The organism is Gemmiger sp. (assembly GCF_036306485.1).
In the GTDB taxonomy this organism is placed as follows: Bacteria; Bacillota; Clostridia; order Oscillospirales; family Ruminococcaceae; genus Gemmiger.
Genome location: NZ_JAXJZK010000042.1, coordinates 12,983 through 27,461 on the forward strand (window position 1 = coordinate 12,983; position 14,479 = coordinate 27,461).

Sequence of the window (14,479 nt, forward strand, 5' to 3'; positions counted from 1 at the left end):
GATAATACGGCAAAATATAGCAAGAAACAAAACGACGCATTACCCCCTTGTTATAAATGGGGTTCAAGAGGCCGTGAGTTCGACTCTCGCCACTCGGACCAGACAAGGGCCGTCAGATTCGGCAGGAAGCACCAACCGAAAGGTTGGTGCTTTTTTTGTACTGCGGATTTCTCAGAAATAACCGGGCCCCCGGATAGCATGTCCAGGGACCCGGTTGTTTTTTCTAAAATCAGATAGGCATTACCAGTCGCATGGTGGCCCCGCCGCCCGGTGTGTCGGCCGCCTCCACCCGGGCACCGCTGCGCCGGGCCAGCTCTGCCGCAACCGAAAGTCCCAGCCCGTAGTGGGTGCGGTCGGTACGGCTGGTATCGGCACGCCAGAAACGCCGGAATACCTGGGGTTTGTCCTGGTCGGCAATCCCGGGACCATGATCCGCAACGCTGAAGATCACCGTGCGGCCCTGCTGCAGACAGCCAATTTCCACGGCTGTACCCTTGGGCGCATAGCGCAGGGCGTTGTCCAGAAAGACGGATAAGATCTGCCACACGTCCTCCTTGCAGATCTCAAGAACCGGCAAGGGAGTTTCCGGCAGATGACATTCCAGATGGCACCCGCTGCGCCGGGCGGCTGCCTCCCAGGTCTCCGCAAGGTCCAGCGTCAGCGTGTCCGGTTCGACACGCTGTACCGGACGGGAGGCCGAAGCACTCCCGCCCGACAGCAGCAAGAGCTGCTCAATCAGCCCGGACATCCGCAGCGCTTCCGCGTCCAGAAGCTGCAGATGACGCACAGCCTCGGCAGAGGATTCGCCGGGCAATACGGCCAGACCGGCCCGCAGCACCGCCAGCGGTGTGCGCAGTTCATGCCCGGCGGCACGGACAAATTCTTCCTGTTCGTGTATGGCGTCCCGTACCGGTCGGATGGCCCGTCCGGCCACTGTCCAGCAGAGCAGCGTCAGAACGGTAATGCCGACAGCAGCCACACCGCCGAACAACAGGGATGTGCGCAGCAAGGTCTGCCGTTCTGCGGCAAGACTCTGCCAGGCCAGCAACAGCCGCCATCCGTGCCCCGTGGACTGTTTGCGGGCCAGAACCCGCACCGTCTGCCCGTCCAGCGATCCGTTGGGCACAAGACAGCTTTCAACCTGACCGGAAAGCGGCGGCACTGACGGGTCAAAGCCTCGCCCCGGCAACAGACCTTTGACGGCGGTTGGCTGCGTGGCGGAGTCCTGCAATACAGAGAACAACAGCGGCGTCCCGTTTTCTTCCAGATACAGCCGGATTCCGTCGAGACGGGCTGTGCGCTGAATCCGGTCCCAGTCCAAGACTCCGTCGTGTTCCCATTGGGTCCAAAGGTCCCCGACCGCGGCTTCAAAGGCGGTCTGCTGCTGCAGGGTATAGAGCTTGCTGCTGATGCAGAAGGCGGCAGCGATTACGGCCACCACCACACTGCCGGTCAGGACTGCGGCCAGCGCAGTCAGCCGACGGCGCAGCCGGGCTAGCATTGGCAAAGGCGGTATCCCAGCCCCCGCACCGTCTGGATTTGCAGGCAACTTCCGGTCTGCCTGAGCCGGCGTCGCACAAAAAAGATATAATTGTTCAGATTTCCTTCCTCCACGTCGCTGTCGCTGCCCCAGATCCGGTCGAGAATCAGGGCGCGGGGCAGAATCTGGTTGGCATTGCGCAGCAGAAATTCCAGCAAAGAAGCTTCCCGGCCCGAGAGCTCGCAGCTGCCCGACGGCCCTTGCAGGGTGCGGGTGGTCGCATCGAGGGCAACGTCCGCCACCCGCAGGGTATCGCCGTATCCACCGGCCCGGCCGCGCAGCAGGGCGCGGACCCGGGCCCGGAGTTCGGCGGCGTCGAACGGCTTGGTCAGGTAATCATCGGCCCCGGCATCCAGACCGTCCACCTTGTCCTGGGCGGTGCCGAGGGCGGTCAGCATCAGCACGGGCAGCGTGAACCCTTCCGACCGCAGCCGGCGGAGCAGTTCCATCCCGTCAAGACCGGGGAGCATCCGGTCCAGGATCAGCGCATCAAAAGACCCTTCCCGCAGCCGGGCCAGACCGGCGGGACCGGAACAGGCGATCACAACCTGATGCCCGTCCAGACGCAGAATCCGTTCCAGAAACTCGCAAAGCGGGGCATCATCCTCGATCAGGAGCAGCTTCATCGTGATTCTCCTTTACATTACTGGATGAAAAGATTATAAATAAGAAAAATTTATTTTTCGTCTAAGCCGATTTTAGACACAAAATGGAGATTCGCCCGGTATGCTGACAGCAGCATACAACAGGAGGAGATGGATATGAAACGAATGCTTCTGGCCGTGGGCCTTGCCGCTGTCATGGCGATGACGGGCTGTTCGTCTGAACCACCCGAGGTGGAAGAACAGGCGGTGTCCGGCGGGTTCCGCGAACAGGCCATCCAACTGCCCGAGGATTTCGGCGGGTATATGAATATGACTGCCCATGCCGATGGCAGTGTGACACTGTACGGCGCATCAGAGCCCGGGTCCGGTTATAGTGAGCAAGGCTGGCAGGGGGAGATTTGCATGGTGACCGTGCAGCCGGACGGAACGGTGGAGGAACAGCCTGTGCCGTGGCAGGACCAGCTTGAACAGATCTGCTCCGATGCACCCCGTGCCGTGAGCCTGGCAACGGATGAAGAGGGAACCCTCTATCTGATGGCCAGTCTGCACCGGAACGCGCAGGAGGAAGAACCGTTCCTTTTGTTCCGGGAGGAAAACGGAGCCCTGGAACCGATTCCCGTGGATCTTTCGGGCAGCAGCATTACCGAGGAGGCGTCGATCACCGATCAGGTCTGCACCCTGAGCGGCGTCAGCCAGGGATACCTGTTTGTGATGGACAACGCCATGAACTGGGTAATCCTGGATACCAACGGCAACCTCTGCAACCAATCCCAGGACCCGCTGCTGCTGCCCGGTCAGACCCGGTCGGCACTGCAGGTCAGCGCAGTGCGCAACGGGTATGTCTGGGCAGGGTCAAACGAATACGATGTCGCCTACACGCTGCCGGATTTCAAGTCTGCCGGCGATCTCTCGGTCGAGAACGGCCAGATTTTCCCGGATTGGGAAGGGGACGGATTCTATCACCTGAGCATGCCCTGGGAAGGGGAACGGCAGCTTTCGCACTATACGCTGCACGGGGAAACCCGCGAAATCCTCATGCAGGGCAGCGACTATGTCTGGGGACTGCCCGGGAGCTTTTCCCACGGCTGTGTGACGCCGGACGGCGTGTTGTGGCTGTGTGTGTCCGAATCCGGAAACGAGCAGCTCTACCGCTATGTCTATGATTCCGAACTGACGGTGGAACGCACCCTGACGATCTTCTCACTGGAGGAGGATTCCACCGTGCGCCAGACAATCGCCGCATGGAATACCGACCATCCGGAGACACGCATCGAATACACCGTCGGCATGGCCAATGCCGACCAGACCGGTATCACCGAGGAGGACGTGATCCGTCAGATCAACGCCGAACTCCTGGCCGGCGGGGGACCGGACCTGCTGATTCTGGACGGTCTGTCATCAGATTCTCTGATTGAACAGGGAGTCCTCACCGACCTGTCCGGGCTCGGGGACTGGAGTGCCGCCAGAAGCAACCTGCTGTCCGGCTTTGCCAAGGAGGACGGGCTGTATGCCGTGCCGACGGGATTTTCAGCCTGCATTGCGGGCGGACGCCCCGATCAGGTCGATGACCGGCTGCTTTCGCTGCAGGGCCTGGCCGATGCCGTCCAAGCCATGCCGGGAACGTCGGATTCCGGCGACTGCTGCCTGGCTCTGGATCATGCCCTGTATGAGCAAATTTTCGATCTGTTCTACCCGGCCAGCGCCGATGCCATCTGGAAGGACGGCAGCTTTTGCCCGCAGGCCTATCAGGCGTTTGCGGAACAGATCCGGCGGATGGCGGCGAGCGTCGGCGCCGAGACCATCCGCGGTTATAACCTTCGCAACGAGAACCAGCAGGGAACCAGCGGGGAAGAACGGTACGCGATGGGTCCCATCTCTGTCCTGAACGATTTCTGGAATGGTCGCGGCCGGTGGTTTGTGGCGCAGTGGGATCGGATGGGGGCAGAATTCAGCCAGCTTGTCCGCGATGAGCAGGGCCGGCTGACCGGCAGCAGTTACGGCGAGGTGACGCTCTACCCGATGCCGGGCATCAGCGAACAGGGAACCTGTATGCTGCTGACCAGTGCAGCACTGCCCCGGAACCGTACCGAAAACCAGGATCTGGCGCTGGAGTTTCTCCGGTTGATGCTCAGCGATGAGATTCAGGGCAGCGCAGCCTTGAACGGATTGCCGGTCACCCGCAGCGGCCTGGAAGCGGCGGCTGAACGGGTCCGGCAAACCGATCCGTTCGGCATCACCAACGATGTGAATGCCCTGCTGGATTCGTTGCAGCCCGTTCAGATAGATCCGGTGCTGCAGGCTGCCGCCAGGTCGGCCGCCGCCGATTGGTACGACGGCGAACTGACCGCCGATGCAGCCTGCGATCAGGTCCGGCAGGAAGCCGCCCTCCGCCTGGCAGAACAGAGCTAGTCGTCGGCCGCGGCGGGGAAACTGACGCAGAAAGCCGCGCCGCCGTCCGGAGCATCCTCCACCCAGATCCGGCCGCCGTGCAGCTGGGTCAGCTCGCGGGCCACCGAGAGCCCCAGCCCGTAATGTCGGGCATCGCCCTGCCCGCCGATCCGATAAAACCGGTCAAAAATCCGCTTTCTCTCCCGCACTGGCACCCCCGGACCGCTGTCCTCCACGGTGAACCGGACCTGCCCCCGGGCAGTGGTCAGCCGCAGATGGATGGTGGTGTTTTCGGGTGCAAAGCGCAGGGCATTGTCCAGCAGCACTGTCAGGACCTGACGCAGCCGGTAAGCATCCGCACGGATCTTCGGCACGGCCTGGTCGGGCAGATCGGCCTGCAGACGGCGTTGACAGCGTCGGGCCAGCGGCTCCATGCTCTCGGCAAAGTCCAGCAGAAAGGCGTCCGGTTCGATCGGTTCCGGATTCAGCCGCTGTCGGGCTGAGCTGCCGGCACTCAGCAACAGCAGATCGTCCACCAGGGTTCCCATCCGGGCGCTCTCCTCGTCGATGACGTGCAGATACTGCCATACCTTTCCGGGCTGCTGTTGGGCCGCGCCCGCGTTGGCACGGATCACGGCCAGCGGGGTGCGCAGCTCGTGCCCCGCGGCACTCAAAAACGCCTGCTGGCTGCGGAACGCCTGCGCCACCGGACGGACCGCCTGCCCGGAAATCAGCCACCCGATCAGGGTCAGCAGCACCCATCCCGCAAAGGCCACGCAGGCAAACCGGATGGCCAGCGCCCGGCAATAGGCCTCTTCTGGTGCGGTGTCCTGAAAGGCCAGCAGGGTGGTCCATTGACCCTGCTTCGGCGCCGAGAGCCGGACTGCACAGCGGTAGACGGTTCCGTTCTCGGTAAGGGAGAAGGACAGGTCCTTACCGGATGCGGAGGTCAGCGGTGCAGCGGAGAGAGAAACGTTAAAGGACTGTTCCGCACTCTGGCGGATCTTATCAAATACAGCCTGTGCGGTGTCTGGCTGACGCAGGGAATACAGCAGCGGGACGCCGTTTTCTTCCAGATAAAATGCCAGATCGCCAGAGGATTCCATCTGATTCAGCCAACCGGAATCCAGCGTGGAATACCGCAGCCACTGCATCTGTACCTGATCGACGGCAGACACAAAGGCGGCTTCCCGCCCCGAAAGATACAGCTCCCGGGAAATGCCGTACCCCAGCAGCACGGCCACGGCAAGAACGGCCCCTGTCAGCAGGGAGGTGATGGCCGCAAGGCAAATGCGCAGCCGGGTCAGCATGGTGAATCCTCCAGACAGTAGCCGGCGCCGCGCCGGGTGGTCAGCTGCATCCGGCTGCCGGTCAGCCGCAGCCGCCGGCGCACAAGATGAATGTAATTGTCAAGATTCCCGCTCTCCACATCACTGTCCGGCCCCCAGACATACAGCAAAAGCCGTTCGCGGGGCAGGGTCTTTCCGGCGTTGCGCAGCAGCAGCTCCAGCAGCGAACATTCCCGCTCGGACAGCCGGAATGTTCCGCCCGGCCCGGACACCGTGCGGCTTTGCAGATTCAGCGTCAGATCACCGCGCTGTACCAGATCGGGCTGCTGTAACTCGACGGGCCGTCGGCAAAGGGCACGCACCCGGGCCAGCAGCTCCTCGGTGGCAAAGGGCTTGGCCAGATAATCGTCCGCACCGGCATCCAGGCCTTCCACCCGGTCGCCTACGGCATCCAGTGCCGTCAGCAACAGGACCGGCGTGCGGATACCGGCATTGCGCGCCTGCCGCAGGGCTGTCAGCCCGTCCATGCCCGGCAGCATCCTGTCCAGCAGGACCAGGTCATAGATGCCCGAACACATTGCGTCCAAGGCATCCTCCCCGTTCCCGCAGTCGTCTACGGTGTAATGGAGGGCGGTCAGGGTATCGTGCAGAGCCCGGCGCAGCGCATCCTGATCTTCCACCAGCAAAATTCGCAAAACTCATCCCTGCTTTCGTGCATTTCTTTTTATTATAATACAGCACCGAATCTCTAAACAATCTCTAAACGCTTTAGAGATTCCTTAGAGCACCGAGCGCTACAATACCGGTAAAGACATCCAACGGAAGGAGCTTTCACAATGAAACGAGTCATCAGACGTATGGCCGCCGGACTGTGTGCGGCACTGTTGGGAATTGCACTGCCGGCTTGTGCGCAGCAGGAAAATCCGCCGCAGACCTCAGCCCAGCAGCAGACGGCAACCGTGTCCGAGGCAATGGGCGGCTATGTGGAGGAGGATATTTCCCCCGATACGAACTTCAACGTGGGTCTGTATGCGATTGGCGACACTCTCCACGCCATCACGATTGAAAATCCGGCCGACCCGCTTGATCAGCAGGTCGCTCACTGGTATACCCGAGGACAGGACGGAGCCTGGACAGAAAATCCGAACAATGGATTCCAGGCCGCAGTGGCCCAGGTTTCCCAGAAGGACTATGCCTCCTGCAGTGCCTACGTCACACAGGACGGAGTTCTGTACTGGTGTATTGTGACCGTCTCGGATGATGTGGACCGCACGGCGGAACAGTCGATTTTCCGGGTACAGGACGGCAGGGCGGAAAAGCTGGATACCCTCCCGGCGGGGGAACTTTCGCTCGAGTACAGCGGTGCGGTCAATGATTTGGCCGTCTGCGGCGATACCATCATCGCCGCCACCACCTCGGCAGCGCTGCGGGCCTACGACCTGCAGGGCAATCCCGTCACCTGTGAACTGCCGGACATCGGATACGGGCGTCTGATCGGAGGCAACAGCCATGGCTTTTACCTGCTGGACAGCTCCGATCAGATCCAGCATTACCTCGTGGGCGGCACCACCGCCGAGACCGTGCTGGACGGCGGAATGTTCTCGCTGACTTCCGCCGACCTGTCGGTTCAGAAAGGAGTGGCGGGCAGCGACGATACGCTGTATATCCAGATGTCATCCATGAATCTCGCGGACAAACGGAATACCCTTTACGCCTACCGCTGGGACGACTCGGTTCCCGCCCGGACCGGCGGAACGCTGACGGTGTTCAGTCTGTATCACTCCGAAACCGTCGATGCGGCCGTCAACGCCGTCAAAAAGCAATACGGTGTGGACGTGTCCTATACCTATGCCATTGAAGAGAGTGTGGAAGACGGCCAGTTTACCCCGCAGGGCGGCCGGGAGGATGCCATCACCCAACTCAACACGGAACTGCTGGCCGGCGGCGGTCCGGATGTGATTGTGCTGGACGAGATGCCGGTGGACAGCATGGTTGACAAGGGCGTGCTGATGGATTTGAGCGGTCTTGCCGATACCGCCGATATGCTCACCAACCTTGCCGGTTACTGGCAGCGCGACGGCGGGATGTACGCGGTGTCGGCGCGGTGCATCCCGCTGCTGCTGGGCGGCGACAAGCAGACGTTGGACAGCATCCCCGACGCCGAAACGCTGGCCCGGCAGCTTGCGTCGGGGCCGGATCTTTCCGAAGACAGTCTGTACTATGGTTCCGACAATCCGCCGGTGCTGGCGTACCGGAATACCGTGCAGGTCTTTGATACCTTTTATCCGGTGTATGCCGGGAGCATCTGGCAGGACGGCCGCCTGAACGAGGAGGCTTACCGCTCCTTTGTGCAGATGATGGCCGACATCGTGGCCGGCAGCGGCAAAAACCTGAAAATCAGTACCGACTTTGATCATCCCGACGGAACCTATTACCATCCCCAGAACGGAACGGACGGCTGCTTTATGAACTACGGCACCAGGGCGTTCTGCAGTACCCAGTTTGATCTTGGGGCTCAGGGCAGCAAGTTCCATTACCATGCACTGGCAAGCGGCACAGAGGATTCCGGTGAGCTCAAGGCACTTCAGAGTGCATCGGGGCAGACCAGTCTGCGCCCCTCCTGTACAGTCGGCATCAACGCCTCGGCGGCCAACCCCGAACAGGCGGCGCAGTTTGTCGCAGCATTGCTCAGCGAAGATGTACAGCGGCAATCCACCGTAGACGGAATGCCGGTGCTGAAAACCGTGATCCGGGACAAATGGCAGAGCAGTCTGGAAGAGTACGGGACCACCAGCAATACCGACCTGGCCACGGTTCTGGAAGGGATGGACGTGGTACAGAATTCCGCCGTGCTGCGCAGCGCAGCCGGCAAGGGCGTGCAGACGGTGCTGGACGGCGGAACGATGGGCCAGGCCGTCCGGGCGGCGGCCGACGGTGCGGCACTGTGGCTCGCCGAACAATGAGACGAGCCGCGGGCTCACCGCTTGAACGGGGGATGCGCTGGGCCGTTCCGGTGCTGCTCGGCCCGAGCCTGGCCGGGGTGGCGGTGTTTGATCTGCTGCCGTTTGTCGAGGTGATCCGCCGGAGTTTTACCGATGCCATGGGCCGGCGCTTTGTCGGGCTGGCCAATTACCGGACAGTGCTGACCAATGAGGCGTTCCAGCTGGCGGCCGCCAATACGGCGCGGTTCCTCTGCACCTGCATCCCGCTGCTTCTCGCGCTCAGCCTCGGCATGGCATTGCTGGTGCGCACCGCGGGCCGTGCCTCCGATCTGTTCAAGGCCACCTATCTTCTGCCGCTGGCCATCCCGGTGGCAAGCATCGTCCTGCTGTGGAAGGTCCTGTTTGCCGAGGCCGGACTCCTGAACACGCTGCTCGGCTGCCTTGGTGCCGACGCAGTGGACTTCATGGGAACCGGGGCTGCGTTCTGGGTGCTGATTGCGACCTATCTGTGGAAGAACAGCGGCTATGATATGATTCTCTGGCTGGCGGGACTGGACCGCATTCCCAGAACCCAGTATGAGGCCGCCGCCGTGGACGGCGCCAACGCCTGGCAGATGTTCCGGGCCATCACCTGGCCGGGCCTGCGGCCGACGCTGCTGCTGACGGCACTGCTCAGCCTGATCAACAGCTTCAAGGTCTTCCGCGAGGCGTACCTGGTGGCGGGGCAGTACCCTCACCGCAGCATGTATCTGCTCCAGCACCTGTTCAACAACTGGTTCCTCGACCTGGAACTGGGCCGGATCACCGCCGCGGCGGTGCTTGTGGTGGCGGGGGCGGTGGCCGGCCTGACAGCGGTGCTGCTGCTCCGGCATTGCCTGAGGAGGAAACATTCCCGATGATCAAACGGATTTTCTGTGCGGCGGCCCTGATCGCGCTGGCACTGTTTACCTGGTGGGTGCTCTGGTTCATGGTGATGGGCGCCCTGACCACCGAGACGGAACTGCGCGCCACCATCGGCCCGGCATTGCTCACCGAACCAGCCGGTCAGAGTTTCTGGACCGTTTTGCCAAGCTGGCCGACCCTGCAGCCGCTGGTGCAGCTGCTTCTCGACACACCGCTCTTTTTCACGATGTTCTGGAACGCCTGTCAACTGGCGTTTCCCCAGATTCTCGGTCAGGTCGCGGTAGCGGTTCCGGCGGCATGGGTGTTCAGCAAGCTCCCGTTCCCGGGGCGGCGGGCCCTGTACACCGTGTATCTGCTGCTGATGATCCTGCCGTTTCAGATCACCATGGTGCCAAACTACCTGGTGCTGGACCGGCTTTCGCTGATGGATACCCCCGGTGCAGTCATCCTGCCCGGCATTTTCTCCACCTTTCCGGTCTTCATCACCAAGAAGGCTTTCGACGCGGTGCCGGTCTCGCTGCTCGAGGCAGCCGCCATCGACGGCGCCGGTCCGCTGCGGATCTTTGTGCGCATCGGTCTGCCGCTGGGCCTGCCCGGGGTGCTCAGCGCCGTGGTGCTGGATTTCATCGAGGCCTGGAACGCCATCGAACAGCCGATGATGTTCCTCAAGGACCGGAATAACTGGCCGCTCAGTCTCTACCTTTCCAACATTACGGCGGCCGACCTTGGCCCCGCCATGGTGGCCAGCCTGATGATGCTGGCGCCGCCGCTGCTGCTGTTCCTGGCGGGGGAAACGTATCTGGAACAGGGAATCGGGCTCTCTGCCCTCTCGTCAAAGGATGATGGATAAATGAGGATCTTGCATCATGTTCCGCGCCCGGCTGTCCCGGCCGACGGCAATCCCGCCGTTCGCTATACACTGCGCTTCTTTGCGGCCATCCTGATCCTGACCCTTGCCGCCCGGGGCACTTCCGCCGCGGCCATGGCACAGGTCACACTCGGAACAGCCGGTCAGGGAACCATCGTGCAGCAGACCGAGACCAGCGCCGAACTCCGGGCGGAGGACAGTGTCCAGATCCCGCTGCCTGCTGGCGTGACGGTTGAGCGCCTCTGCGCTGCCGAAGGGCAGATGGTGGAGCAGGGGGAACGCATGGCGGAACTCGATACCAAGGAACTTCAGCGCCAGCTGGACGGCTGCCTGGCCGACCGGGAACGCCAGCAGGCACAGCTGGCAGCACTGGAAGTGCCGACGGACAGTGACGATTCATCGGTGCGCTCGGCGGAACAGACGCTGGCCCAGGCCCGGGAGGATTATGACCGCACCGATGCCAGAACCCGGACGGCGGTGGACGATGCCGCCGCGGCACAGCAGCAGGCCCGGCAGTCCTATGATGAAGCGGCGGATGCCTGGGGGGCCCTGCAAGCCTGCGTGGACCCGCCTGTGCCCGAGGAGGAAATCGCCGCTGCCAAGCAGACGATGGAGAGTGCGGCCGCCGCGCTGGAAACCGCCGACCGGGCCCTGCGCGATGCGCAGAACTCCCGGGATGATGCACTGCTCAGTGCACAGCGGGCCATCGACAACGCCCGGACGGCTCTGGACCAGGCCGACCGGAGTCAGACTTTGTCGGATCAGCAGGCAGAGCTGACAGACCGGAGCAACCGGGCACAGGCGTCGGCTCTGCGCCTCGAGATGGCGGATACCGAGGAGAAAATCACCCTGCTTCAGTCTTTGCTGGATTTTGAGGGCGCCGTCACAGCGCCGTGGAATGCCCAGATTCTCCTGTGTACCTTGGCGGAGAATCAGTCCGTCCCCGACGGGGTCTGTCTCAGACTGTCGGTGCAGGACAGCACCCTGCAGGTCGAATTCACACTGCCGTCCGCCCAGGCCGAATTGCTGACCCGCGGCCAGACGGCCACGGTCTCGCAGGGAACGGTGCAGCAGACCTGCACGGTGCAGACGGTCTCACCGGCCGATGAGGCGGGCAACTGCAAGATCACGGCGGCGCTGGACGAGGCAGCTGCCGGACTCCGGCAGGGAAGTCCCGCCTCGGTACAGATCACCTTTTCCCGCACCGAGTACGGCTGCTGTGTCCCCGTCACCGCGCTGCATCAGGACAGCGGCGGCAGCTATCTTCTGGCGCTGAACCAGACCGAAAACCTCTTCGGCATTGCCAACACGGTCGAGCGTGTGCCGGTCACCGTGCTGGAAACCGACAGCGAAGGCCAGACCGCCGCGGTGCAGGGCAATGTCCCCAGGCAGGTTGTGGTCTCCTCCGACCGCGCCGTCACACCCGGTGCGTCGGTGAGGATCGCCGCATGAGGGCGGGGAAGACCTGGCTGCTGGCGCTGCTGCTCTTTGCCGCCACACTCTGCGGAATGTGCGGCGCCGACGCCGTGCAGCGACAGTGCGGCACGATCAGTCTGCGCTACCGGGACCCGCTCCCGCAGCAGACCGTAGAAACGCTGCTTGCCGGACAACAGGGCTGGACGTTCTGGAAACAGGAGCAGACGGAATTTGCCGCAGGGACGGTCCATACCCGGGCCGAGGCCCTGCTGTATGCCGGAATGGCCTCCGACGTGTACAACGCTGTCTGCAGGTACGGCGCCATGCCGGGCATCGGTGACACGGCCGGATGTGCCATCTCGGCGGCACTGTCACAGACGCTGTTCGGGAGTGAAGATACGGTGGGGCTGACCCTCACGGCGGGCGGCACCGTTTTTACGGTGCGGGGCGTCTTCGGGTCGCAGACGCCGCTGGCCCTGCTGCCGCGGACGGACGCCGGTTTCACGGCGGCGGAGCTTCCGGCCGAGGAACAGGCCCGCCAGAATCCCGACAGCTGGCTCCGCGTCCGCCTGCAGCAAAGCGGAATGCCGGAACCGGACCGCGCTCTTTTTCTGTTTGAACTGTCCTGGCTCTGCCGGTTTGCCTCCTGGCTGCCGCTGCTGCTGGCCGGCATCCTTTTGCTGCGTCGGGCTCTGCGTCAGCTGCGCAGGCTTCCGCCGCTCACGGCCGACCTCCTTGTTTTCGGTGTGGCGCTGCTGGCGGTGCTGACACTGCCATGGTTCTTTTCGGTCTGGCCGCAGTGGCTGATTCCCTCCCGCTGGAGCGATTTTTCCTGGTGGAAACAGACGGCGGACAGCCTTGCGGAGCATCTGCGGGCCTGGCTCAGCACCGATGTGTCCGAGCGGGATCTCTGGCTCAGACAGCGGCTGCTCGGCCAGATGGGCCTGGCAATCCTGCAGGGCATCCTGTGGGAAGCGCTGCGCTGCCGGTCTGCCTGCGCAGACGGCCGGCGGCATCCTGAGCCCTGAAAAGGCTGTCCGCAAGGACGGCCTTTTTTGCGGTGCGCCAATATGTCATTTTGATATAGAAAACATGCGAAACATATATTTTACAAGAGGCCCCGATCCAAGTATAATGCAGATGCGATCGCAAGCCGCTGCGGCCGACGGCGGAGATATGATTTGCATAAAGGGGAGAAGGTATCTTGAATTATCGGGAACTGAGCAGAAAGGAACTGGTACGGGAGTATACCAAGCAGTGGAACCGCTATCTGAAATATGAGGAGCAGGACCTGAGCCTGGATCTTTCCCGCGGCAAGCCCGGCAAGGAGCAGCTGGCGCTGTCCATGAAGATGATGGACACGCTCACGTCGCGCTCCGTTCTGGATTCCGAAAACGGGATGGATTGCCGCAACTATGGCGGCCTGGACGGCATTCCCGAGGCGAAAAGCCTGCTGGGAGAGATGCTCGGCGTCCATCCGGAAAATGTCCTTGTCTGCGGCAACAGCAGCCTGACCGTGATGTTTGATATTCTGAGCCATGCGATGCTGGACGGCCTTCTGGGAAGCAAGCCCTGGAGCCGTGTGGAAAACCGCAAGTTTCTGTGCCCGGTGCCGGGGTACGACCGCCATTTTGCCATGACGGAGCATTTCGGTTTCACGCTGATCCCGGTGGCCATGAAAGAGGACGGCCCCGATATGGACCAGGTGCGGCGCCTGGTGGAGGCAGATCCCACCGTCAAGGGAATCTGGTGCGTCCCCAAGTATCAGAACCCGACCGGCGTGGTCTTCAGCAAGCAGGTCATTCAGGAATTTGCCGATCTTCGGCCCGCGGCGGGGGATTTCCGGATTTTCTGGGACAACGCCTACTGTGTCCACGGCCTGTACCCCGACGACGATGCCCCGCTGCCGGATCTGCTCCACGCCTGCACACTGGCCGGCCATCCCGACATGGTCTATGAATTCTGCTCCACCAGCAAGATGGCTTTCCCCGGGGCGGGTATCAGCGCCGTGGCGGCAAGCCCGGCCAACCTGATTGATCTGCGCAAGGTCTGGGCGTTTGCCACCATCGGCCCCGACAAGCTCAACCAGCTGCGGCAGGTCCGGTATTTCAAGAGCATGGCCGGTGTCAAGGCTCATATGGCCCGCCATGCCAGCCTCATGCGCCCCAAATTTGAAAAGGTGATCCGCGTTCTGGAAGAGGAACTGGCTGGCAGCGGTGTGGCACAGTGGACCACGCCCCGCGGCGGCTACTTCCTGTCCTTTGATACCATGCCGGGCTGTGCGGCCAGGGTGGTGGAACTGTGTGCCCGGGCGGGCGTCAAGTTCACGCCGGCCGGTTCGACCTGGCCCTACGGCCATGACCCGCAGGATACCAACATCCGCATTGCGCCGAGCTATGCACCGATCTCCGAGGTCGAGACCGCAACCCGGCTGCTGGCCGTCTGCACCAAGCTGGCGGCGCTGGAAAAACTGGCGGCACAGTACTGTGTGACGGTTCCTTCGCTGGCCGGCGCACAGACGGCATGAG

At 62.6% G+C, this 14,479-nt stretch carries 11 protein-coding genes; 7 read left to right on the plus strand and 4 right to left on the minus strand.

From position 1 onward, the window contains the following. Positions 1 to 229 precede the first annotated feature (229 nt). Both U0L91_RS08430 and U0L91_RS08435 read right to left on the minus strand, forming a co-directional pair. On the minus strand, positions 230 to 1,501 hold the full coding sequence (locus U0L91_RS08430; RefSeq protein ID WP_330046208.1) for a sensor histidine kinase: 1,272 nt from the start codon (positions 1,499 to 1,501) through the stop codon (positions 230 to 232). After that, complete coding sequence (locus U0L91_RS08435) at positions 1,495 to 2,166, minus strand: response regulator transcription factor (RefSeq protein WP_330046048.1); 672 nt, start codon at positions 2,164 to 2,166, stop codon at positions 1,495 to 1,497. Before U0L91_RS08435 ends, U0L91_RS08430 begins: the two co-directional genes overlap by 7 nt. A gap of 135 nt (positions 2,167 to 2,301) precedes the next feature. Between U0L91_RS08435 and U0L91_RS08440 the strand changes: the two genes are divergently transcribed. Then, positions 2,302 to 4,554, plus strand: a complete 2,253-nt coding sequence (locus tag U0L91_RS08440; protein WP_330046049.1) for a hypothetical protein — start codon at positions 2,302 to 2,304, stop codon at positions 4,552 to 4,554. Here U0L91_RS08440 and U0L91_RS08445 read toward each other — a convergent pair. Next, positions 4,551 to 5,843, minus strand: a complete 1,293-nt coding sequence (locus U0L91_RS08445) for a sensor histidine kinase (protein WP_330046051.1) — start codon at positions 5,841 to 5,843, stop codon at positions 4,551 to 4,553. The two genes, U0L91_RS08440 and U0L91_RS08445, sit on opposite strands and share 4 nt — an antisense overlap. Beyond that, the gene (locus tag U0L91_RS08450; RefSeq protein ID WP_330046053.1) at positions 5,837 to 6,517 is read right to left on the minus strand and encodes a response regulator transcription factor; all 681 of its coding nucleotides are present in this window, start codon (positions 6,515 to 6,517) and stop codon (positions 5,837 to 5,839) included. The genes U0L91_RS08445 and U0L91_RS08450 overlap by 7 nt, the downstream gene beginning before the upstream one ends. A 141-nt stretch (positions 6,518 to 6,658) precedes the next feature. Between U0L91_RS08450 and U0L91_RS08455 the strand changes: the two genes are divergently transcribed. The 6 genes from U0L91_RS08455 to U0L91_RS08480 all read left to right on the plus strand — a co-directional run bounded on the left by U0L91_RS08455 (position 6,659) and on the right by U0L91_RS08480 (position 14,478). Next, on the plus strand, positions 6,659 to 8,785 hold the full coding sequence (locus tag U0L91_RS08455; RefSeq protein WP_330046054.1) for an extracellular solute-binding protein: 2,127 nt from the start codon (positions 6,659 to 6,661) through the stop codon (positions 8,783 to 8,785). Between the two features lie 32 nt (positions 8,786 to 8,817). Continuing rightward, positions 8,818 to 9,663: a carbohydrate ABC transporter permease gene (locus tag U0L91_RS08460; RefSeq protein WP_330046056.1), complete on the plus strand. Its 846-nt coding sequence runs from the start codon at positions 8,818 to 8,820 to the stop codon at positions 9,661 to 9,663. Beyond that, positions 9,660 to 10,517, plus strand: a complete 858-nt coding sequence (locus U0L91_RS08465; protein ID WP_330046058.1) for a carbohydrate ABC transporter permease — start codon at positions 9,660 to 9,662, stop codon at positions 10,515 to 10,517. The genes U0L91_RS08460 and U0L91_RS08465 overlap by 4 nt, the downstream gene beginning before the upstream one ends. Further along, complete coding sequence (locus U0L91_RS08470) at positions 10,518 to 11,987, plus strand: hypothetical protein (protein ID WP_330046060.1); 1,470 nt, start codon at positions 10,518 to 10,520, stop codon at positions 11,985 to 11,987. Beyond that, positions 11,984 to 12,979 (plus strand): ABC transporter permease, encoded by a 996-nt coding sequence (locus U0L91_RS08475; protein ID WP_330046062.1) that lies wholly within the window; start codon positions 11,984 to 11,986, stop codon positions 12,977 to 12,979. Before U0L91_RS08470 ends, U0L91_RS08475 begins: the two co-directional genes overlap by 4 nt. A gap of 176 nt (positions 12,980 to 13,155) precedes the next feature. After that, entirely contained in the window at positions 13,156 to 14,478 is a 1,323-nt protein-coding gene (locus tag U0L91_RS08480) for an aspartate aminotransferase type Ic (RefSeq protein WP_330046063.1), read from the plus strand. Position 14,479: the final 1 nt, after the last annotated feature.